Source organism: Kitasatospora sp. NPDC049258 (assembly GCF_040678895.1).
In the GTDB taxonomy this organism is placed as follows: Bacteria; Actinomycetota; Actinomycetes; order Streptomycetales; family Streptomycetaceae; genus Kitasatospora.
Window position 1 is genome coordinate 149,723 of sequence record NZ_JBFAQT010000001.1, and the last position, 21,763, is coordinate 171,485.

Genomic DNA, 21,763 nt, shown 5'->3' on the forward strand with positions numbered 1-21,763 from the left:
GCGTCACCCGGTCGGGTGGAGTTCGGGTGGCGGTGCGCGGCGCCGGCCGGGGGTGGCATTAAGTTAGGGTTACCTAACTCAAAGGGAGCCCGCCGTGACCCGCACCGTCGACACCGCCGTACCCGCCGGCGACGCGATCCTGCGCCGCCAGCGCATCCGCGAGTCGGCCGCCCGCACCTACGCCCGGTCGTTCCCGATCGTCCCGGTGCGCGCGAACGGGATGACCGTCGAGGGCGCGGACGGCCGCCGCTACCTGGACTGCCTGTCCGGGGCCGGCACGCTGGCGCTCGGCCACAACCACCCGGTGGTGCTGGAGGCGATCCGCCGCACCCTGGACAGCGGTGCGCCGCTGCACCTGCTGGACCTCGCCACCGCCGAGAAGGACGACTTCACCACCGCCCTGTTCGCCAGCCTGCCGCGCGAGTTCGCGGCCGGGGCCAGGGTGCACTTCTGCGGCCCGGCCGGCACCGACGCGGTGGAGGCGGCGCTCAAGCTGATGCAGACCGCGACCGGCCGGCGCGGCGCGCTCGCCTTCACCGGCGCGTACCACGGCATGACCGCCGGCGCGCTGGCCGTCACCGGCAGCGTCGCCGTCAAGTCCCCGCTGCCCGCTGGCGGCGAGGTCACCCGGCTGCCGTACCCGTACCCGTACCGCTGCCCGTTCGGGGTCGGCGAGCGCGGCGCCGAGCTGTCCGCCGCGTACATCGAGCGGCTGCTGGACGACCCTTCGGGCGGGGTGGTGCCGCCCGCCGCGATGATCCTGGAGGCCGTCCAGGGCGAGGGCGGGGTGGTGCCGGCGCCGGACGGCTGGCTGCGCGAGATGCGCCGGATCACCGCCGAGCGCGGCATCCCGCTGATCGTCGACGAGGTGCAGACCGGGGTCGGCCGGACCGGGGCGATGTGGGCCGTCGAGCACAGCGGGGTGCTGCCGGACGCGATGGTGCTCTCCAAGGCCATCGGCGGCAGCCTGCCGCTCGCCGTGGTGGTCTACCGCGAGCAGTACGACGGCTGGCAGCCCGGCGCGCACACCGGCACCTTCCGCGGCAACACGCTGGCGATGGCGGCCGGCGCGGCCACCCTGCGGTACGTCGCCGCGCACGGCCTGGTCGCCCGGGCCGACCTGCTCGGCGCCCGGATGACCGCCCGGCTGGACGGTCTGAAGAGCAGGGTCGCGGCCGTCGGTGACGTCCGCGGTCGCGGCCTGATGATCGGGATCGAACTGGTCGACCCGGCCGGGGAGCCGGACAGCTGCGGGGCCCTGCCGCCGGATCCGGCGCTCGCCGTCCGGGTCCGCCAGGCCTGCCTGGAGCGCGGCCTGATCGTCGAACTCGGCGGCCGGCACGACGCGGTGCTGCGGCTGCTGCCCCCGCTCACCATCAGCGACGAGCAGACCGAGGCGGTGCTCGACCGCCTCTGCGACGCGATCGGGTCGGCGGCCGCCAGGTCCGGGCGGTGAGCCTGCCGCCCGGCGCCGAGCTCGCCGGCGGCGCCGCCGGCCCCGACGCGCTGCGCCCGCTGCTGGAGCTGGTGCTCACCGGGCTGGCCGTCGGTGCCGAGCAGCGCTCCGGCCCGATCCCGGCCGGTCTCCCGGGCCCGCTGGCCGAGCAGTTCGCCGGGGTGCTCCGGTACGGGCGCGGCGAGCCGGACCGGGACGCCCTGCTGCGGCTGACCGTCCACCTCGCCCAGGGCAGCGCCGACCCGGCCGACCCGGCCTGCGCCGCCCACCTGCACTGCCCGCCGCTGGCCGTGGCGGTGGCCGCGGACCTCGCGGTCGGCGCGCTCAACCCCTCCCAGGACTCCTGGGACCAGGCCCCGGCCGCCACCGCCTTCGAGACCGAGCTGCTGGCCGAGCTGGCCGAGCTGGTCGGCTTCCCGCCCGGCGAGGCGGCCGGGGTGGTCACCTCCGGCGGTACGGAGTCCAACCTGCTGGGCCTGATGCTGGCCCGGGACCGCACGCTCGGCGGCGAGGTCGAGCTGAACGGCCTGCCGGCCGGGGCCCGCCCGGTGATCCTGGCCTCCCGCGCCGCCCACTTCTCGGTGCAGCGCGCCGCCGCCCTGCTCGGGCTCGGCGAGCGGGCGGTGCTGACGGTGCCGGTCGACCGGGAGCTGCGGATGGACCCGGCGGCTCTGGCCGACACGCTCGCCGAGGCGGAGCGCTCCGGCCGGACCCCGATCGCCGTGGTCGCCACCGCCGGCACCACCGACACCGGCGCCGTCGACCCGCTGCACCAGGCCGCCGACCTGGCCGCCCGCCACGGCGCCTGGCTGCACGTCGACGCCGCCTACGGGGGCGGCGCCCTGCTGTCCGCCCGGCTCGCCCCGCTGCTCGACGGCATCGCCCGGGCCGACTCGGTCTCGCTGGACTGGCACAAGCTCGGCTGGCAGCCGGCCGCCGCCGGCGTCTTCCTGGCCCGCCGCGCCGAGAGCTACGCCTCGCTGGCCCGCCGCGCCGTCTACCTCAACCCGGCCGACGACGAGCAGGCCGGCTACCCGAGCCTGCTCGGCCGCTCGCTGCGCACCACCCGCCGCCCGGACGGCTTCAAACTCGCCGTCACGCTGCGCACCCTGGGTCCGGACGGCCTCGGCCGGCTGGTCGACGCCTGCCACGACCTGGCCCGGGCCACGGCCCGCGCGGTGCGCGCCGAACCGGCGCTGGAACTGCACTGCGAGCCGATCCTGACCACCGTGGTCTTCCGCTACCTGCCGGACGGGGGCGACCCGGTGACGGCCGACCGGGTCAACGCCGAACTGCGCCGGACCTTGCTGCGGGAGGGCCGGGCGGTGGTCGGCCGGACCGAGCTGCCCGGGGCCGGCCCGGGCCGGGTGCGGCTGAAACTCACCCTGCTCAATCCGTGGGCCACGGTGGCGGATACCGCGCGGTTGCTGGCCGACGTCGTTCGCGCCGGCCGGCTCTCCGCATAGTGGCCGATCCTCCCGGGCGGTGCCGCCTCACCCGCCCGGAGCTGGAGGAACGCCCACTGGCCGGGAGTGCGGCGGCTGTGTTCCGAGCCGATTCCCGAGGCCGTCCAACAAGCCTCTGTAGACATACCTTCCGGCAATCTGTCCAGCTGCTTTTGGTCGTCCAGCGTCGGTTTTCCGCCAACCGCCGGCCTCCGGTTGCGAGGGAGCGGAACGGCAGCGGTAACTTCGGGTAGCCGCCGCCACACCGGGAGCACACGGCACCCAGGGACTAGCGGCGCAAGGGGGATCCACCATGTGCCGCCGCGCCCGTGCGGCCACCGCGGTCACTGCGGCCCGCCGCCCCGGCACCTCGCCCGGGCCCGACGGCCGGACCGGTAGGCACCTCTCCGGCTGACCCGCCGGTCCTCGCATCCCCACACCTTCCCGCCGGCCGGCGCGGCACCCTGCCCCGGCCGGCGGTCACCCCCGCACTGCCTCGATCACCTTGCACCGCCCCGACCCTCTCCACCGTGCCCGGCCGCGCCCGGACGGTGGATCCAGCCCTGCGACGCGGAGGCCGCGGTATGAGCGAAACACTCCTGACCACCAGCTTCTCCACCTTCGAGGCACTCCCGTTCTCCGACCGCTGCCAGACGGTCTTCGACCGGGGCGAGCACCTGCTGATCGGTGTCAGCCCCGGGAACAGCTACTTCAGCCATCAGCGCCTCACCGAACTCATCCGTTGGGGGCGCGAGTTCTTCGAGGCGGTGGACGTGGTCCACGCCGACCTGCACGTCGACTCGCAGTACCGGGCGGCCGGCTACCCGGGCGAGCAGGCCGAGCGGCGCGCCGCCAAGGAGGTCAAGGCGACCCAGCGGCGGATCCGCCGGGCGGTGGCCGAGGCGGGCCTGGACGGCGTCCGGGCCCATGCGCTCTCCGATTTCCGCGCCGAGCCCGCCTACCGGCGGCTGCACGGCGCCGTGCTGGCCGCCCTCGACACCGATCCGGTGCTGCGCTCCGCCACCGAGGGGATGGCCCGCGGCTTCCTACGGGCCCGGCTGCCCGCGGGCGCCGACCCGGCGCCGTCCCAACTCGCCGCCGGCGTCGAGTACATCGCCGCCGAGCTGCCGTTCTTCCTGGACACCCCGGCGCTGCTGCGGGTGGCCTCCTCGATCTCCTGCTACCACGTCGAACTCCCGCTCACCCCGGTGCTGTTCGGCCGCGGCGACGGCCTGCGCGCGGCGCCCGCCCAGGGCTACGCCGTGGTCCGTCCGGTCGTCGCCGCCCGCCCGGTCGCCGCCTGACCCCCCGATCCGCTCGACCATCCCTGCTGAGGAGCGCAACCGTATGACCAGCACCACCGAGCCCCGCTTCACCTTCCCGCTCTCCCGGCGCGGCGACGCCCTGCCCGAGGAGGCGAGCCTGCTGCGCGACGAGCACCCGATCACCCGGGTCCGCACCATGACCGGCGACCAGGCCTGGCTGGTGAGCAACTACGCCCTGGCCAAGCAGGTCCTGGAGGACGAGCGGTTCAGCCTGAAGGACACCGCCAACCCCGGGGTGCCCCGGCAGTACGCCCTGACCATCCCGCCGGAGGTGGTCAACAACATGGGCAACATCAACAGCGCCGGGCTGCGCAACGCCGTGATGAAGACCCTCAGCCCGCGTGCCGACCGGGAGTTGGGCGGGTGGCTGGAGGCCGAGGCGCACCGGCTGCTCGACGCCTTGGTCGAGCAGGGGCCGCCGGCCGACCTGCGGGACGGCTTCGCCGAGCCCTACTCCGCGGCCCTGCACTGCCGGCTGCTCGGCCTGCCGGTCGAGGACCGGCGGCGGCTGATGTCCGGCATCGACCTCGCCTTCATCACCAGCCCGGCACCGTTCGAGGGCTCGGCGCCCAACTGGTACAAGGACCTGGGCTACCTGGTGGACCGGCTGAACGCGGACCCGACCGAGGGCCTGCTCGGCCGGTTCGCCGAGCTGCGGCGCTCGCCGGACGTCTCCGACCAGGTCGGCGACGACCTGCTGGCCACCGTCGCGCTCTCGCTGTTCGGCGCGGGGGCGGTCTCCACCTCGGCCTTCCTGCTGCACGCGATCATCGCGCTGGCGCTCCGGCCGGAGCTGGCCGAGCGGCTGCGCAAGGAGCCGGCCGTGATCGAGCGGGCGGTGGACGAGCTGCTGCGGTACAACCTGTCGATCGGCGACGCGCTGCCCCGGCTGGCCCTGGCGGACGTGCAGGTCGGCGAGGTGCTGGTGCGGGCGGGGGAGCTGGTGCTGGTGCTGATCGAGGGCGCCAACCACGACCCCGAGGTCTTCCCCGAGCCGGAGCGGATCGACTTCGACCGCCCGGCCAACCCGCACCTCGCCTTCGGCGCCGGCCGCCACTTCTGCCCCGCCTCCGCCCTCGGGCGCACCCACGCCGAGATCGCGCTGACCGCCCTGGTCGAGCGGCTGCCCGAGCTGCGGCTCGCCCTCCCGGCCGATCAGCTCGCCTGGCGCCCGGGCTTCATCAAGCGCCTCCCGGAGCGGCTCCCGGTGCTCTGGTGACCCCCGCGGGGCTCAGCCGACGGGAAGCGCCTTGACGCCCGACAGCAGTGGGATGAGCTTGTACTGCTCGTCCCCGGGGCCGCAGGAGGGTCTGGTGTCGGGGGTGTTGGAAATGTTCGTCCCGGCCCTGAACCGCCCGTCCCCGCTCGCCGCGACGGTCGTGAAGTGGTCCCGGCGGCCGTCGAACCAGTACATGCACTGGTGCAGGTTCAGGTACCGTCCGGCGGTCAGGTCCAGGGCCGTGGCGCTCGACAGCAGCGGGATGAGGTCCGCGACGCCGCCCCCACCGCCGCATCTCGGCGCGGTGTCACGGGTGGTGGAGACATTGGTGCCGGCCGTGAACTTGAAGTCCGTGGCGGGCACCGTCGTGGTGAGGTGGTCCTGGTTGAAGTCGCTGTAGTAGACGCACTGGTGCAGGTTCAGGTAGCGCCCGGTCGTCAGGTCGTAACTCTCGACGGCCCGGTAGACGTTGAGCTCGTAGGCCCCGTCCCCGCTCCCGCAGGCGGGGCCGGGGTCGCTGGCGCCGGAGACGTTCGTCCCGGCGCCGAACCGCCCGTCCCCGCTCGGCACCACGGTGGTCATCAGGTCGAAGCTGGTCGGCAGGAAGGGGCCGTTGTAGACGCACTGGTGCAGATTCAGGTACCGGCCCGCCGGGGGCTGCGGCGCGGTGGCGGCGGTGGCGGCAGGGGCCGGGCCGATCAGGGCGGCGACGGACAGGGCGGCGCCGGCGAGCGCGGCGGAGCGTGCGGAAGGGCGCATGGGGAGCGGTCTCCGTGATCCGGTGCGGCCGCTCCCGACGAGCGGCCGTCACGCAGGAGGCTTCCCGCGGTCCGCGGTGCTGCCGGCCGCCGCCCGGGAACTTCACCCGAACGACCGGTGGCCCGCACGGGCGGGGTCGGGGCCGCCGTTCCGGGGTGGTTCGTACGCGGGCCCCAGGCCGACACCGGCCTAGTCGTCGAGGCCGAGGAGTATGTCGCGGGCCCGCTCCCACATGGCCGGGTCGGCGGCGACCAGCAGGCCGTCCTCGCACCCCGGCGGCTCGGGCCGGTAGGGGGTGCCGTCGAGCCGGGCCGAGACCCCGCCGGCCTCGCTGACCAGGAGGGATCCGGGGGCGTGGTCCCAGGGGAGGGTGCGCCAGTAGAGGATGAAGTCCAGCCCGCCGTTGGCCAGCAGCGGGTACTCCATGCCCGCCGAGCGCAGGCCCTCCTCCAGCCGGCCGAAGGCCCGCGCCCTGGTGTGCAGCCGGTGGTGGGTGGCCGGGTCGAGGAAGCGGCTCTTCAGCAGCCCGTGCCACTTCTCCGGCAGGTCGGCGGAGGCCTCCCGGTGCAGCCGCTGCCCGTCCCGCCAGGCGCCGGACCCGAGTTCGGCCGCGTACGCCGTCCCGCTCACCGGCTGCCAGATCCACGAGGCGACCGTCCGGCCGTCCCGGACCAGGGCGGCCATCACGGCGAACTCGGGGCGCCCGGCCACGAAGTTGGCGGTGCCGTCGATCGGGTCGACCAGCCAGACGGCCGGTTCGGAGCCGAGCGCCCGGGCGAGCCCGGGATCGGCCGAGACCGCCTCCTCGCCGACCACCGGGACGGGGAGCAGCTCGCGCAGCCGCCGGGTGATGATCTGCTCGGCCTCGCGGTCGGCCACCGTCACCAGCTCGCCCGGTGCCTTCTCCATCACCTCGCCGGCGGCCAGCGCCCGGAATCGGGGCTCCACCGCCGCGGCTGACGCCTCGACGAGGATCTCCGCCACCTTCTCCATCAGCACCAGACCGCTCCTTTCGCCGGATACCACTGTCGCACGCCGCTGCGGCGCGGACCTGCGGCGGGATCCGTCCGGCCGGGCGGTCAGGGGGTGGCGGGGCGCTCCTGGACGGCCCAGCCGTTGCCGTCCGGGTCCTCGAAGAAGACGAAGGAGTTCCACGGCTCGCCCGGCCCGGGCGCCCACCGCCCGTCCCGCTCGACGTGCCGGACCTCGGTGACCGGCACCCCGCGCCCGGCCAGCTCCGCCCGGGCCGCCGCCACGTCGTCCACCACCAGCTGAAGGCCGCGCAGCGAGCCGGGCGCGCCCTGCGGGATGCCGGTGCCCAGGACGATCGAACAGCCCGAGCCCCGGGGCGTCAGCTGCACCACCCGGCCGTGCTCGCCGATCCGGGTGTCGTGGTCGAGCGTGAAGCCGACCTGCTCCCGGTAGAACCGCCCGGCGCGGTCCACGTCGGTGACCGGCACCACGACCACCTCCAGCTTCCAGTCCACGGCCCTGCTCCTCTCTCAGCCCCCGTCCCGGCCCAGGTAGTGGAAGCCGGGACGCGGGTGCATCAGGAACTCATGGTGCGAGATGTTCCACGCGTACGCCCCGGCCATCGCGAAGACCACCCGGTCGGCCGCACGCAGGCCGGCCGCCGGCGCCCGGTGCGCCAGCACGTCCTTCGGGGTGCAGAGCTGGCCGCACAGGGTGGCCCGGCCGGTGGAGACCGCGGGCCGCGGCCAGGGGTGCGGCCAGTCGGCGACCGGGCGGACGGCGAACGGCTGGTCGTGGCCGCGGGTGGCCGGGGTGCGCAGGTGGTGGGTGCCGCCGCGGAGCACCGCGAAGTCCTCGCCGTGGCTGTGCTTGACGTCCAGCACCTCGGTCGCGTACCAGCCGCAGTAGACGCTCAGCGACCGGCCGGGCTCGATCCGCAGGGTCAGCCCGGGGTGGCGCTCCAGCAGCCCGGCGAGGCCGGCGCCGAAGGCCTTCCAGTCGAACCGGGCGGCGGGGTCGGCGTAGTCCACCGCCATCCCGCCGCCGACGTTGACCTCCTCCAGCCGCAGGCCGTGCCGGGCGGCCAGCGCGGTCGACCACTCGACCACCCGGGTGGCGACCGCCAGCTGCTCGGGCGCCGCCAGGCCGCTGGCCAGGTGGGCGTGCACGCCGCGCAGCCGCAGCCGGGCGTACTCCGGGCGGGCGAGCAGCCGCAGGCAGGCCTCCACCCGGCCGGGGTCCAGGCCGAACGGGGTGGGGCGGCCGCCCATGGCCAGCGCGACCGAGTCCAGGGTGCCGGCGGGCACCGGCAGGTTGACCCGCAGCAGCAGGTCGACCGGGCCGGTCGCGGCGGCCGCCAGCAGGTGCAGGTCGCGCTCGCTCTCCACGTGCCAGCGGTGCACCCCGAGCGCCAGCCCCCGGGCGATCTCGTCCGGCGTGCGGCCGGGGCCGCCGAAGGCCAGTGCGGCGCCCGGCGCGGCCGCCCGGACGTGCGCCAACTCGCCCCCGGAGGAGACCTCGTAGCCGTCCACCAGGTCGTGCAGGGCGCGCAGCAGCTCGGGCGCGGGGTTGGCCTTCGCCGCGTAGTACAGCTCGACCCCCGCGGGCAGCGCGGCCCGGATGGCGGCCGCGTGCGCGCGCAGGGCGGGCAGGTCGTAGAGGTAGGCGGGCAACTGCTCGGCGTCGAGCGAGTCGGCCAGCCGTAGGACGGCCTCGCTCACCGCAGCGCCCCCTGCCGGCCGCGGGCGGCCTGGGCGAGCACCGACTCGGCCAGCGGGGAGGGCAGCCTGATGTACCCGGCCTCCCGGTCGGCCCGGCGCTCCCAGCGGGTCAGCAGGTTGGCCTTGGCCGGCAGCGGGACGCCGGCCAGCAGCGCCGCCAGCCGGGGCGGGCTGCCGTGCGCCACCGCGCACTCGGCGAGCACCGCGCGGACCTCGGCCCAGAGCGCGGCCTCCGCCTGCGGGTGCCGGTCGGCGATCGCGGCCAGCAGCTCGGCGAGGTGGTTGACCAGCAGGCAGTACACCACCCGGTCCCAGCCGCGCCGGGCGTCGTAGCCGATCGGGGCGGCCACCTCCGGCGGCAGCGCGGCCAGCACCGCGGCGTTGTGCTCGGGCACCAGCTTGGTGCCCTCCAGGTCGCGGAAGAGCACCTGGGCCGGGTGGCCGGCGCCGTCCACGCAGATCAGCACGTTCTGCAGGTGCGGCTCCAGCACCACCCCGTGGTCGAAGTAGGCGGCCAGCACCGGCGGCACCAGCAGCCGCAGGTAGGCGGCCCACCACCGCAGGGCCTGCTGCGGCCCCGCGCCGTCCAGCAGCACCGAGATGTGCGCCGAGCTGGTCGGGTACTCGTCCGCCACGGCCGCCGCCAGCAGCGGGGTCAGGCCCGGGAGCAGCGGACCGGCCGGCCCTTCGCGGACGATCACACCGAGGCCCTCGAACAGCGCGGTGTCCGGGGCGCCGTCCGGGCCGGGCAGGGCCAGTGTGCGGTAGGCGGGTTCGCGCAGCATCGCCGCGCCGGGGAAGCGCCGGCCCAGGTCGGCCAGCGGGCCGGCCAGCAGCCGGGTCAGCGCGACGGCGCCGCTCAGCTCGTACGCGGCGTTCTTGCGCAGGCAGTTGGTGATCCGCACGTTCAGGCTGAACTTGAGGAAGGCGCCGGCGCCGGCCAGCGTGCGCACCGAGGCGGTCGGGGTGAAGGGCTCCCCACCGGGGCCGAGGTCGAGCAGCTCGCCGCGTGCGATCGCGCCCCGCAGCAGCGGGTTCTCGCCGAGCAGCTCGTACTGCCAGGGGTGGGCCGGCAGCAGCCGGTAGCCCTCGGGCACCGGGCGCAGCCCGTCCAGCAGCGCGGTGGCGGCGGGGTCGCAGCTCTCCTCGGCGATCAGATCGGCGCGGACGGCGAGATGGCGCAGCGGGAAGGCGGCGCGGGTCTCGGGGGCGTAGTCCGACCAGGAACCGCGGGCGGCGGAGCGGGACTTGGGTGCGGGGTGGAAGCGGTGGCCGAACAGCAGGGCCTGCTCGGACTCCAGGTAGCGGTCCGCCCCGGGGGCCGGCCGGTCGGCCAGTGCGGTCGCCACCCCCGCGTGGCTGGAGGCCAGTTGGGCGAGGAACTCGGGGTTCGCGGCGCCGCTGCGCAGGGTGAGCTCGGCCTGGATCCGCTCGGCCAGCTCCTGCCAGTCGAGCTCGCGGCGGCCGGTCGGGGTCTCCTCCAGGACGGGACCGGTGAAGCGGTGCGCGCCGGTGAGCGCGGTGCGGCGCAGCGCGGCCCTGAGCACCACGCCGGTCCGCGGGAGGCGGAGCACCAGCCCGCCGTCCGCCACCGCGGTCTGGTGCTCGGGCCCGGAGACCTCCCGCAGCAGGCAGTTGAGCAGGGTGTGCGCCACGGCGTGCTCGGCGCTGGGCAGCGTGGTGGGTGCTGCCGACGCGGCGACGCCGGGTGCTGCCGACGCGGCGGGTCCGGGCTGCTGACGGGCGGTCCGGGCGGTCATCGTGGTCTCCAGCGGGTCGGGACGGCCGGGGGTCGGTTCACCCTTCGCCGGGGTAGTCACCCGGCGACTCCGGGGCGGCGGAGGTAGTTGGGGCCGGTGGTGTAGTGCTTGTTGATGTCGGCCGCCCCGGAGCGCTCCTTGCTCAGCAGGGTGCCGGCGGTGACCATCGCCTTCACCGGGAGCCGGTCGGCCTCCAGCAGGTGGGTGCGCAGCGGTGTGCCCGCCGGGCCGAGCCGGTCGACGGCCGCGGTGAGGGCGGCGCGCAGCACGCCGAGACTGCCGGCGAGCGGCGCCCGGCCGTGCTCGGCGAGCGCGAAGGCGAGGGCGGCGGTGCACAGATGGCCGGTGATGGTGGTGAACAGGTCGGTCAGCGCGCGGTCGTCCTCGACCAGGATCCGGCGGTCGTCGAAATCGGCGGCGTACGGGGCGAGTTCGCCCAGTCGGCGGGTATTGATCCGCAGGCCGTCGTTGTCCTTGAGCAGCAGCCGCAGCCGGGTGCGGCCGCCGGGCCGGTCGAGCACCAGCGAGGTGTTCTGCTGGTGCGACTCCAGTGCGATGCCGTGGCCGAACAGGGTGGTCTGCCAGTCGACGATCAGGGTCACCAGGTCGCGGTAGAGCTCGGGCACCGAGCCGGCGTAGAACCGCGTGGCGAGCTGGTCGACGACCAAGGCGCCCCCCGGGGCGGTGGCCGTCAGCGCGGCCAGCGGCACGGTGACGGCGCCGGCGAGGTCGGCCGGGTAGCGGCGCAGCAGGACGGCCAGCAGCTCGTGGCCGGCGTGCGCCCAGCACTGCTCGTCGGCGTGCAGGACCCGCCCGGCGAAGCGGGGTTCGCGCGCCAGCACGGCCTCCAGCAGCCGCTGGCCGGCGGCGCCGTCGGCCAGCGTGCCGGGCTTGATGGTGCGGCGGTTGCGCAGGCCCAGGGAGGCGGTGGCGAGCGGCAGCTTGAGGTGCTGGTGGGGTGCCCGGGCGACGGCGACGGTGCGCATCGAGAGCGTCGGCAGCACCGCCAGGTGGGGCCGGTCGGCGAGGACCGCGCCGGGCGGCAGCGGGCCGGGCCCGCGGTCGGCGGTCAGCGGGTGCACCGGGAGCGGCTCCAGGCCGGCCGGCAGGCCCAGCTGCTCGGCCGTGGGCCACCAGGAGGGGAGCGGGCCGCTGCCTCGTACGGTCGGCGCCGACGCCGGCAGGCCGATCCAGCGCAGCTCGAAGGATGGGTGGAACTCCGGTGCGTACGACCGCAGTTGGGCCTCGTCCAGGCCGGACCGGGCGCGGCCGGTCGGGTAGACCGGGTGGTCCAGGTAGGCGGCCAGGGTGTCGAAGGCGAGCGCGGGGCCGGGCCCGTGCCAGGCGGCGGTGTCGGCGCCGTAGCGGTCGGCGAGCGCGGCGCGCACCCGGGCCCCGGCCCCGGCGTGCAGCCGCACCGCGGTGAGCGCCTCGCGGCACTCCTCGGCGAACGCCCGGTGACCGCCGTGGTCCTCGGGGTCGGCCAGCGCCGCGACCTCGGCGAGGATCCGGGGGAGTTCGGTGAGCGGGGCACCGTCGGCCTCCAGCAGCGGCAGCCGCGCGGCGTACTCGCTCTGGAAGCCGTCCTCGGCGACCGGCAGGGCGAGCCGCCCGGCCCGCAGCCAGGTGCCGTCGGCGCGCTGCTCCGGTACGGCGCCGGTGCGCAGCCCCACCACGTCCTCGCGCAGCAGCGTGTCGAGCACCCGCAGGGTCAGGGCGTCGGCCTCGGTCACGGGGTGACCTCCCAGTGGTTGGCGGCGATGAACCGGGCGACCGCGCGGTCGGCGGCGGCCTGGTCGGGGCCGACCGCCCAGGCCACGCCCAGGTAGTCGCGGTTGGTGCGGTAGTGCGCGTGGCGCTCGCCGACGGCGCGGGTCGGCCGGTAGCCGAACCGGACGCCGTCGGCCTCCCAGGCCGCCGGCCCGGGGGCGGCGGTCAGGGTGCCGGCCCGGTCGGCGCAGACCGGCTGGTTGCGGGCCCGGCGGTCCTCGCGCAGGCGCAGGCCCGGCGGCAGCGGCCGGCCGAGGTGGGTGCCCAGCACCAGCTCGAAGTACGGTATGCCCAAAAGGTGTTCCAACATCAGGTCGCACTGGTCGCCGATGGCGCGGTAGTTGACCTCGACCAGCCGGACCCGGCCGTCCGGCTGGAGCACGAACTCGGTGTGGCAGGCGCCGAGTCCGACGCCGACGGCGTCCAGCTGGGCCAGTACCTGGGCGGTCACCGCCGGCGGGTGCGCGGGCACGTACTCCAGCAGCTCCTCGACGAAGTGCGGCGGCGCCGAGAGGGTGGTCCGGAAGCCGCCGAGCACCAGGCGGGTGGTGCCGTCGCCGAGCGTCTCCAGGGTGTGCAGGCCGCCCGCCAGGTACTCCTCGACCACCAGCGCGGCGCCGGGCCTGCGCTGCCGGATCTCCTGGCAGCGCGCGGCGAGTTCGGCGGCGTCCGCGACCAGGCTGACGTCCTCGCTGGCGACGCCCTCGCGGGGTTTGACCACGCAGGGAAAGGCCGGTGTCAGGGTGGCCGGGTCCTGCCCGGGGGCGAGTTCGGCGGACCGGACGGTGTCCAGGCCGGTCGCGGCCAGGTGCCGGCGCAGCTCGGCCTTGTTCTTGGCCCGCAGGGTCGCCCGCCAGTCCTTGGCGGGCAGCCCGAAGTACCCGGCGGCCAGCGCGGTCTGGGTCTGCAGGTGGTCGCTGTTGCTGAACACCGCGTCCGGGGCGGCGTGCCGGGAGATCAGGCCGACCACCTCGCGGAAGTCCTGCACCGGGCACTCCAGCACCTCGGGGGCCGGGTCGAGCTCGGCGTACGCCTCCCGGTGGAGCTGCGGGCAGTCGGTCAGCACGGTGACGGTCAGTCCGAGCCGGGCGGCGGCGGGCAGGAAGCCGAGGGTCACCGAGTCGGTGGGGTTCAGGGCGAGCAGGTAGAGCCGCATGGGTCCTCGCTGTGGTGGTCGGGCCGGACGGCAGGCCCGCCGTCCGGCCGGAGTGGGCTGCTTCGGCCTGGTGAAGACCCTCTAGTTCTTCACCAGGCCGGGCCCCCGTCACACCGGGGTCCGCCGGGTCGCGCTCCGCCCCGGCCCGCGCCGTCGGCCTCGGCTGCGGCGATCGGCCGGAACGGTCCAAATCTAGGTGAGGCAAACCTAAACGTGTCAAATCCTCAGATTCACTCCTGCGCCTGCCGACCCACCGTCAGTTATGCACTAAGGTGAGCCTCACCTTAGTCCTTGTCGGGAGTCCTGATGCTCCAACTGACGGCCGATCGGCGCAGCCGGGCCGACGAACTCGCCGAGACCTATCGGCTGCTGTTCGCCGCCTGCGACGGCGCTCTGCGGGTCGAACTCGCCGTGCGACCGCCGAGTGGTGGGCACTGGCGCGGAGCCGACACGCTGGCCTGCTCGGTCGAGGAGCTGGTGGCGGCGGAGAGCGCCAGGATCACCGCCGAGCACGGCCGGGCCCCGCGCACCCATGTGGCCGCCTCCCGGATCCTGCACCACTACCTGTGGTCGGTCTGCCTGCTGGTCAGCGGCCCCTGGTACCTGGAGCGCCAGGTGCCGCAGCTGCGCGCCGGCGACCTGTGGATCGACCCGGCCGACGGCCGCCTCGCGGTCCGCCCCGGCGAGTGGGTGGTCGGTGACGAGTCCGAGCTGCGCACCGCGCTGGCCGCGCACCTGGGGCCGGTGCTGGCCGCCTTCCAGCCGTACGTGCGGCGCGGCCCGCGGGCGCTGTGGGGCATGGCCGCCGACGACCTGCTCTCCGGGATCTGGTACCTCGGCCGGGTGCTGGGCGAGGAGGACCACGCGGTGGAGGCCGCCGCCGCCGTGCTGCCGGGCGACACCCCGCCGTTCCCCGGCGCCGCGGAGTTCCGCCGCCTGCCCGGCACCGAGGGCCGCAGCCACTGGACCCGCACCCGGGCGGGCTGCTGCCTCTACTACGCGGTCGATCCCGCCCAGGCCTGCCTGACCTGCCCGCGCACCGGCGACGAGGAGCGGGTGGCCCGGCTGGAGGCCTGAGCGGGGCGGACGCGGCGGGGCGGGCGCGGGCAGGTCAGCGGCGGCGGGAGACCGCGACGCCGGCGAGGCAGAGCGCCCCGCCGGCCAGGGTCAGCCAGCCGGGCACCTCGCCGAGCACCGCCCAGGCCATCAGGACCACCAGCGCGGGCACCGCGTACGTGGTCGCGCCCATCCGCCCGGCCGTGCTGCGGGCCAGGGCGTACGCCCAGGTGGTGAAGGCCAGCGCGGTCGGGAACAGGCCCAGGTAGACGACGCCGAGGGTGGCCGACGGCGGCGCGGTGGCCACCTGGTCGACCAGCTGCGGGGTGAACGGCAGGCAGGCCGCCGTCCCGACCAGGCAGCCGAAGGCGGTGACCTGGAGCGGGGAGGCGTGCCGCAGGGCGGGCTTCTGGGCGACCACCCCACCGGCGTAGGTGACCGCGGCGATCAGGCACAAGGCGATGCCCAGCACGGAACTCCCGCCGCCGCCCGAGATGGAGAGTCCGACCACCACCGCGCCGGCGAACGAGACCGCCATCCCGGCGAGCAGCTTCGGCGGGTAGCCCTCGCCCAGGAACCGGCCGCCGAGCAGCGCGATCAGCACCGGGCCGATGTTCACCACCATCGCGGCGGTGCCCGCGTCCACCTGCTGCTCACCCCAGTTGAGCGCCACCATGTACGCGCCGAACCAGAGCAGCCCGCTGGCCGCGATCCCCGGCCAGGCCGCGCGCGGCGGCGGGCCCTCGCCCCGGAGCGCCAGCAGCGCCGCCAGCGCGACCGAGCCCGCCAGCAGCCGCCCGAGGGCCAGCGCGCCGGGGCCGAAGTGCTCGCCCGCGCCGCGGATCGCGACGAAGGCCGAGGCCCAGAGCACCACCGTGGTGGTGGCGGCGGCGAGCGCCTTGCGGTCCGGGCCGGCCTTGGTCATGTCGGAGAGCGCCATCGGGCCAACCTACGGTGCGGCGAGGCAGCCGGGAAAGGCGATTTCGGCGGCGCCGGGCCCGGGGGAGAAGCTCACGCGCAGCGATCGCCGGGCGGCTCGCTCCTGAGCGATCGGTGCCCGTCAGGGCGCCGTCGCGGTGGCCGGGTGTCGGGTCGGGGGGTGGTCGCGGCGGTGGTAGCGGGTCTCGGTGGCGGTGGCGAGCGCCAGGAGGGCCGCCGCGGCGGCGGCCGCGCCGGTGAGCAGGAACGGTGCGGCCGGGCCGTGCCGGTCGGCCAGCCAACCGGCCAGCACGGTGCCGCCGGACTGGGCCAGGGTGATGCTGCTGACCAGGGCGGCCATCGCCTCGCCGAGGCGCTCGGCGGGGGCGGTGCGCTCGGTGAGGCCGAACATCGTGATCATCTGCGGGGCCACGGCCACCCCGAGGAAGCCGACCCCGAGGGCGAGTCCGGTGAGGGTGCCGGTCCAGGGCAGCGGCACCGAGGCGGCGAGCAGCAGCACCGCCCCGGCCTTGAGCCGCAGCGGCAGCCCGTACCGGCCGGGCAGCGCGGCGGTGGCCACCCCGGCGAACGAGCTGGTGAGGCCGATCAGGCCGTAGAGCAGGCCGGCCGCACCCGGCCGGCCGAGCTCCGCCGTGGTCGCGGTGACGCCGACCTGGACGGAGCCGAAGCAGACCCCCAGCAGGGCCATGCCGGCCAGCAGCAGGGCGAACGGGGTGCTCGACAGCCGTGCCGAGGGTCGCGGCCGACGGTCGCGGGCGCCGTCCGGGGCGGTGGGGGTGTCCGGGGCGGTGGGCGCGGTGGGCGCGGTCGGGTGCAGCGCGAACAGCGTGCCGCAGACCCCGGCCAGGGCGGCGCCGAGCACCATCCCCGCGGCCGGGTCCACCAGGGTGGCCAGTGCGCCGACCACGGCCGGCCCCGCGGTGAAGCTGATCTCGTCCATGATGCCGTCGAGCGAGATCGCGGCGGCGCCGGACTCCCGGTCGCCCCGGGCCAGTTGGATCCAGCGGCTGCGCGAGAGCGGGCCGATCAGCGGCACCGAGAGCCCGATCAGCGCGGCCGGAGCCAGCTGCCACGGCAGCGGCAGGCCCTGCTCGGAGGCGATCACCAGCGCCAGGATGGCCAGGGCGTTGACGGCCGCGGCCACCAGCCCGACCCGGCGCTGGCCGCGCCGGTCGGCGAGCCGTCCGACCGGCGGGCCGGCCACGGCCTGGGAGACGGCCAGGGCGCCGGCCACGGCCGAACCCCGCCAGACCGAGCCGGAGTTGTGGCTCACCAGCAGCAGGGAGCCGATCGGGCACATGGCGTTCGGCAACCTGCCGAGCAGCGACCACAGCAGGACGCCGCGGCCGGTCAGGCGGACGGCGGTTCGAAACGATGCGACAGCGGCCATCGACCGCCACCCCCCGGAGGCGGGGCCGCGTCGGGGCGCCCGCCTCCCGTCCGTCGGCCCTGGCTGGTCCGGCAGCGCGCGGGTGAGCCTCGAACCTACGGCGGCGGCGGGTCGACCGGGAAGCGTCGGATCGCCCAGCGGGGCGGGCGGTGCGCCGGGCGGGGTTGGAGGAGCCACCAAGGCGGATCGGGTGAATCGCCGACGGCTCCGCCTGCCCGATGGACCGTCACCGGGTGGGCGGAGCCGTGGCTTCGCCGATGACCGCGAGACCCCTCGCGCGGGCACCGAAGCAGCGGGCCGCCCTCTCGGGCGCCTGAGCTTAGGTAACCCTAACCTGGCGAGGTGCCGGGCGGCAAGCGTTTCGAGGCCGGGCTCAGTGCCGGCCGAGCCGCTCGTACTCGGCCCGCACCCGCCGGTCCATCGCCAGCGTGAACTGGGTGTCGGCCACCGCCCGGGCCAGTGGCCGGATCCGCAGCACCTGGTCGCGCAGCCGGGTCGCCTCGGCGGGGGAGAGCCGCTCCACCTGGTCGAGCCGGCCCAGCAGTTGTTCGGCGATCAGCGAGACGAAGGACTCGGCGATGGCGTCGGCGTGCTCCTGTGCGGTGCGGCTGGCCGCCAGCACGGCGGCCAGCGGCACGCCCTCGCCGACCAGGGCGGTGGTGGCCTCCATCAGTCGCCGGCTGATGTGGGTGATGCCGTCCGGCTCGACCGTGATGTAGCCCTGGGCGATCGACTCGGCGGTGTTCTCCTCGGTGAGCTGGTCGCCGAAGGCGGCCTGCAGCTCGGCCCAGTCGAGGTGCACCGGGGTCTCGTCCGACCAGGGGGCGGTGATCGCGTCCTGCAGGCCGATCAGCTCGGCGACGTCCCGGCCGCTCTCGCCGGCGCCGATCAGCTCGGCGATGCCCCCGAGGGCGTGGCCGCGCTCCAGGAGCTCGGCGATCACCCGCAGCCGGGCCAGGTGCTCCTCGCCGTACCAGGCGATCCGGCCCTCCTTGCGCGGCGGCTGGAGCAGCTTGCGCTCGCGGTAGAAGCGCAGGGTGCGCACGGTGATCCCGGCGGCCTGGGCCAGCTCCTCCACCCGGTACCGGCGCGCCGGCCCGGCCGCCTGCTCGATCTCCTCGGTCTCCTCGGTCTCCGCCACGCCCGCCAGCATAGGGTGGCCGGGCCCCGAACCGATGTGGTCCGCCTTCTTCCGAGAAGTGTCAGCAAGGGCTACCCTGCCAATCGTGCCAGTGATTACTGGCAGGGTTCTCTTGGACCCTGTCCACCCACCTCGCCGCAGGAGGTCCGCCGCATGGTTCCCCGCACCAAGCAGCCCCCCACCCCGCCACCGGTCGCGACACCGCACGTCAAGGTGGCCGTGGTCGGTTCGGGCTTCGGCGGCCTCGGCGCCGGTGTCCGGCTGCGCCGGGCCGGCATCACCGACTTCGTCATCCTGGAGCGTGCCTCCTCGGTCGGCGGCACCTGGCGCGACAACAGCTACCCCGGCTGCGCCTGCGACGTGCCCTCGCACCTGTACTCCTTCTCCTTCGCCCCCAACCCCGAGTGGCCGCGCAGCTTCTCCGGCCAGCCGGACATCCGGGCGTACCTGGAGAAGGTCACCGACACCTTCGGGCTGCGCCCGCACCTGCGCTTCGACACCGAGGTGCTGGAGCTGCGCTGGGAGGAGGGCCCGGCGCGCTGGCGGATCCGCACCTCCCGCGGCGACTGGACCGCCGACGCGGTGGTGTCGGCCGCCGGCCCGCTGGCCGACCCGCAGATCCCCGACCTGCCGGGCCTCGCGGACTTCCCCGGCAAGGTCTTCCACTCCTCGCGCTGGGACCACGACTACGACCTGGCCGGCAAGCGGGTCGCGATGGTCGGCACCGGCGCCTCGGCCGCCCAGATCGTGCCCGCGATCCAGCCGAAGGTCGGCCGGCTCACCGTCTTCCAGCGCACCCCCGGCTGGGTGCTGCCGCGTGCCGACCGGGAGATCTCCGCCCTGGAGAAGTGGCTGCACACCCGGATCCCGCCGACCGGCAAGCTGCGCCGGGGCACCCTGTTCGCCCTGCGCGAGCTCCAGGTGGACGCCTTCGTGCGCCGCCCCGGCGCACTGCGGCTGGTCCAGCGGATGGCCGAGCGGCACATCGCCCGCTCGATCGCCGATCCTGCGCTGCGGGCCAAGCTCACCCCGGACTACCGGATCGGCTGCAAGCGGATCCTGCTCAGCAACACCTACTACCCGGCACTGGCGGCCCCCAACGCCGAGGTGGTCGCCGCGGGCCTGCGCGAGGTGCGCGGCTCCACCCTGGTCGCGGCCGACGGCAGCGAGCACGAGGTGGACGCGATCGTCTTCGGTACCGGCTTCCACGTCACCGACATGCCCATCGCCCAGCGGGTGTTCGGCGTCGGCGGCCGGGCGCTGGCCGAGGAGTGGAAGGACGGCATGGAGGCGCTGCGCGGCTCCACCGTCCGGGGCTTCCCCAACCTGTTCTTCGTGATCGGCCCCAACACCGGCCTCGGCAACAGCTCGATGATCCTGATGATCGAGTCGCAGCTGAACTACCTGATCGACGCGCTGACCGCGCTGGACGCCGTGGGCGCGACCGCCCTGCAGCCGACCGAGCGGGCGCAGCGGCACTGGAACCTCGAACTCCAGCACCGGATGGGCCGTACGGTCTGGACCACCGGCGGCTGCCGGAGCTGGTACCTGGACGGCACCGGGCGCAACACCGTGCTCTGGCCCGGCTCCACCAGCTCCTTCCGCCGCGCCACCCGCCGGGTGGACCTGGCCGAGTACGAGCTGATCAAGCGCACCGCCCCCGCCGCCGCGCCGCTCGCCGAGGAGGTCCCGGTATGACCGCCGTCCCGGCAGCGACCGACCCGCACGTCCTGCCCGCGCCGACCGGCACCCGCAAGGTCCGCTCGGCCGACGGCACCTGGCTGCACACCGAGACGTACGGTCCGCAGGGTGCCCCCACGGTGGTGCTCGCGCACGGCTGGACCTGCTCGGTGCCGTTCTGGGCCCCGGTGATCCACCGGCTGGCCGCCGACCACCGGGTGGTGGCCTACGACCAGCGCGGCCACGGCGGCAGCGACCGGCCGCGGGGCGCGGCCGGCTACTCCACCGCCAAGCTGGCGGACGACCTGGAGGCGGTGCTCACCGAGCTGGTCCCGGCCGGCGAGCGGGCCGTGCTGGCCGGCCACAGCATGGGTGGCATGACCGTGATGGCCGCCGCCGACCGCCCGCAGGTCGCCGCCCGGACCAGCGGTGCGGTGCTGGTCAGCACCGGCGCGAGCGATCTGGTCGCCGAGCTCAGGGTGGTGCCCGCTGCGGTCCGCTCGGTGCGGCTGCGGCGCCGGCTGCACCAGCTGATCCTGGAGTCCCGGCTGCCGCTCGGGCCGGCCAACGGGGTGAGCCGGGCGCTGCTCAAGTACGCCACCATGGGCCCCGCGACGCCGGCGGCGCAGGTCGCGGCCTGCGCGAAGGTGGTGCACGCCTGCCCGACCGGCACCCGGCACCGCTGGTCCAAGGTGCTCGGCACGGTGGAGCTGACCGCCGGCCTGGCCGCGCTGGCGGTGCCCACCGCCGTGCTGGTCGGCACCCACGACCGGCTGACCCCGCCGGTGCACGCGCGCCGCATCCTGGCGGCCCTCCCGAACCCGCACGGGCTGGTGGAACTGCCCGGGGTCGGTCACATGGCGCCGGTGGAGCGCCCGGCCGAGGTGGCCGGCGAGATCCGCCGCATCGTCGAGCTGGTTTCCGCAGAGCAGAGGAGTGATGTCGGATGAGCCCGTCTCTGGCCGCCCAGGTGGTCGTGGTGACCGGTGCCGCCCGTGGCGTCGGCGCGCTGACGGCCCGCAAGCTGGCGCAGCAGGGGGCCCGGGTCGCGCTGGTGGGTCTGGAGCCGGCGGAGCTGAAGGCGGTCGCCGCCCAGTGCGGCCCCGACGCCTCGTACTGGGAGGCCGACGTCACCGACCTGGCGGCGCTGACCGCCACCGCGGAGCAGATCAAGGAGCGCTACGGCCGGATCGACACCGTGGTCGCCAACGCCGGGATCGCCATCGGCGGGCCGCTGCTGGACAGCGACCACCGGGCGTTCAGCCGGGTGATCGAGGTCAACCTGCTGGGCAGCGTGGCCACCGCCCGGGCCTTCCTGCCCGCGCTGGCCGAGAGCCGGGGCTACCTGCTGCAGATCGCCTCGCTGGCCGCGATCACCCCGGCGCCGCTGATGGCGGCGTACTGCGCGAGCAAGGCGGGGGTGGAGGCGTTCGCCCACTCGCTGCGTGCGGAGGTGGCCTATCAGGGCGTCAGGGTCGGCGTCGGGTACCTGAGTTGGACCGACACGGACATGGTCCGCGGGGCCGACCAGGACACCGTGCTGCGGCAGATGCGGGCCCGGCTGCCCTGGCCCGCCAGCAAGACGTACCCGCTGGAGCCGGCCGTCGACCGGCTGGTGGCCGGTATCGCCCGCCGCTCGGCGCACGTCTACGCGCAGGCCTGGCTGCGCGGGATGCAGCCGGTCCGCTGGCTGCTGCCGAGCCTGATCGCCGCCGTGGGGGCGCGTGACGTGGCGCGGCTGGCACCGGAGTTGAGGGCCACCGCGGCCGACCGGCTGCGCCCCGTGGGGGCCGGCGGGGAGGCGGACTCGGCGGCACACCGGCCCGCCTGACCCCGGGTCCGCGGAGCGGGCCGCCCCGGCCGTACGGGGCGGCCCGTTCCGCATGTCCGGGGGCGGTTTTCGGCCAGGGTGGCGCTGTTCCGGTGATGTTGCCCGGACGTAAAGCTTCCATCTGGCGTGACCCAACACCCGGT

The 21,763-nt window shown here is 75.7% G+C and carries 18 protein-coding genes; 8 read left to right on the forward strand and 10 right to left on the reverse strand.

Annotated elements, in window-relative coordinates; all coding sequences use genetic code 11:
- Positions 1–94: 94 nt before the first annotated feature.
- From AB0K43_RS00750 to AB0K43_RS00765, 4 genes are all read left to right on the forward strand, one after another.
- Entirely contained in the window at positions 95–1,456 is a 1,362-nt protein-coding gene (locus AB0K43_RS00750; protein ID WP_363634386.1) for a diaminobutyrate--2-oxoglutarate transaminase family protein, read from the forward strand.
- Positions 1,453–2,922, forward strand: a complete 1,470-nt coding sequence (locus AB0K43_RS00755) for an aminotransferase class I/II-fold pyridoxal phosphate-dependent enzyme (RefSeq protein WP_363634387.1) — start codon at positions 1,453–1,455, stop codon at positions 2,920–2,922. The genes AB0K43_RS00750 and AB0K43_RS00755 overlap by 4 nt, the downstream gene beginning before the upstream one ends.
- A 563-nt stretch (positions 2,923–3,485) precedes the next feature.
- Positions 3,486–4,205, forward strand: a complete 720-nt coding sequence (locus tag AB0K43_RS00760; protein WP_363634388.1) for a tRNA-dependent cyclodipeptide synthase — start codon at positions 3,486–3,488, stop codon at positions 4,203–4,205.
- 43 nt (positions 4,206–4,248) lie between these two features.
- Positions 4,249–5,445, forward strand: coding sequence for a cytochrome P450 (locus AB0K43_RS00765; RefSeq protein WP_363634389.1), 1,197 nt, complete (start codon positions 4,249–4,251; stop codon positions 5,443–5,445).
- Positions 5,446–5,457: 12 nt separating this feature from the next.
- On the opposite strand, the gene AB0K43_RS00770 is transcribed toward AB0K43_RS00765, so the two are convergent.
- The 7 genes from AB0K43_RS00770 to AB0K43_RS00800 form a co-directional block, all read right to left on the reverse strand.
- The gene (locus AB0K43_RS00770; RefSeq protein WP_363634390.1) at positions 5,458–6,204 is read right to left on the reverse strand and encodes a hypothetical protein; all 747 of its coding nucleotides are present in this window, start codon (positions 6,202–6,204) and stop codon (positions 5,458–5,460) included.
- 189 nt (positions 6,205–6,393) lie between these two features.
- Positions 6,394–7,197: an inositol monophosphatase gene (locus AB0K43_RS00775; protein WP_363634685.1), complete on the reverse strand. Its 804-nt coding sequence runs from the start codon at positions 7,195–7,197 to the stop codon at positions 6,394–6,396.
- An 86-nt stretch (positions 7,198–7,283) separates the two neighbouring features.
- The gene (locus tag AB0K43_RS00780) at positions 7,284–7,691 is read right to left on the reverse strand and encodes a VOC family protein (protein ID WP_363634391.1); all 408 of its coding nucleotides are present in this window, start codon (positions 7,689–7,691) and stop codon (positions 7,284–7,286) included.
- A 15-nt stretch (positions 7,692–7,706) separates the two neighbouring features.
- Positions 7,707–8,897: an alanine racemase gene (locus tag AB0K43_RS00785; protein ID WP_363634392.1), complete on the reverse strand. Its 1,191-nt coding sequence runs from the start codon at positions 8,895–8,897 to the stop codon at positions 7,707–7,709.
- A complete protein-coding gene (locus tag AB0K43_RS00790; protein ID WP_363634687.1) occupies positions 8,894–10,657 on the reverse strand; it encodes an IucA/IucC family protein in 1,764 nt (587 codons plus the stop codon). Before AB0K43_RS00790 ends, AB0K43_RS00785 begins: the two co-directional genes overlap by 4 nt.
- A gap of 56 nt (positions 10,658–10,713) precedes the next feature.
- Positions 10,714–12,390: an IucA/IucC family protein gene (locus AB0K43_RS00795; protein ID WP_363634393.1), complete on the reverse strand. Its 1,677-nt coding sequence runs from the start codon at positions 12,388–12,390 to the stop codon at positions 10,714–10,716.
- Complete coding sequence (locus tag AB0K43_RS00800; protein ID WP_363634394.1) at positions 12,387–13,583, reverse strand: ATP-grasp domain-containing protein; 1,197 nt, start codon at positions 13,581–13,583, stop codon at positions 12,387–12,389. Before AB0K43_RS00800 ends, AB0K43_RS00795 begins: the two co-directional genes overlap by 4 nt.
- A gap of 306 nt (positions 13,584–13,889) precedes the next feature.
- Here AB0K43_RS00800 and AB0K43_RS00805 point away from each other — a divergent pair, with 306 nt between their 5' ends.
- Positions 13,890–14,660, forward strand: a complete 771-nt coding sequence (locus AB0K43_RS00805; protein WP_363634395.1) for a (2Fe-2S)-binding protein — start codon at positions 13,890–13,892, stop codon at positions 14,658–14,660.
- A 34-nt stretch (positions 14,661–14,694) separates the two neighbouring features.
- On the opposite strand, the gene AB0K43_RS00810 is transcribed toward AB0K43_RS00805, so the two are convergent.
- The 3 genes from AB0K43_RS00810 to AB0K43_RS00820 form a co-directional block, all read right to left on the reverse strand.
- Entirely contained in the window at positions 14,695–15,579 is an 885-nt protein-coding gene (locus AB0K43_RS00810; protein ID WP_363634396.1) for a DMT family transporter, read from the reverse strand.
- Between the two features lie 120 nt (positions 15,580–15,699).
- Positions 15,700–16,968: an MFS transporter gene (locus AB0K43_RS00815; RefSeq protein WP_363634397.1), complete on the reverse strand. Its 1,269-nt coding sequence runs from the start codon at positions 16,966–16,968 to the stop codon at positions 15,700–15,702.
- 373 nt (positions 16,969–17,341) lie between these two features.
- Positions 17,342–18,109 (reverse strand): MerR family transcriptional regulator, encoded by a 768-nt coding sequence (locus AB0K43_RS00820; protein WP_363634398.1) that lies wholly within the window; start codon positions 18,107–18,109, stop codon positions 17,342–17,344.
- Positions 18,110–18,262: 153 nt separating this feature from the next.
- Here AB0K43_RS00820 and AB0K43_RS00825 point away from each other — a divergent pair, with 153 nt between their 5' ends.
- The 3 genes from AB0K43_RS00825 to AB0K43_RS00835 are packed head-to-tail and all read left to right on the forward strand — an operon-like array spanning position 18,263 to position 21,620.
- Entirely contained in the window at positions 18,263–19,807 is a 1,545-nt protein-coding gene (locus AB0K43_RS00825) for an NAD(P)/FAD-dependent oxidoreductase (RefSeq protein WP_363634399.1), read from the forward strand.
- A complete protein-coding gene (locus tag AB0K43_RS00830) occupies positions 19,804–20,739 on the forward strand; it encodes an alpha/beta fold hydrolase (protein ID WP_363634400.1) in 936 nt (311 codons plus the stop codon). Before AB0K43_RS00825 ends, AB0K43_RS00830 begins: the two co-directional genes overlap by 4 nt.
- Positions 20,736–21,620 carry an SDR family oxidoreductase gene (locus AB0K43_RS00835; protein ID WP_363634401.1) on the forward strand — a complete coding sequence of 295 codons (885 nt, stop codon included), beginning with the start codon at positions 20,736–20,738 and terminating at the stop codon, positions 21,618–21,620. Before AB0K43_RS00830 ends, AB0K43_RS00835 begins: the two co-directional genes overlap by 4 nt.
- The last annotated feature ends 143 nt before the right edge of the window (positions 21,621–21,763 follow it).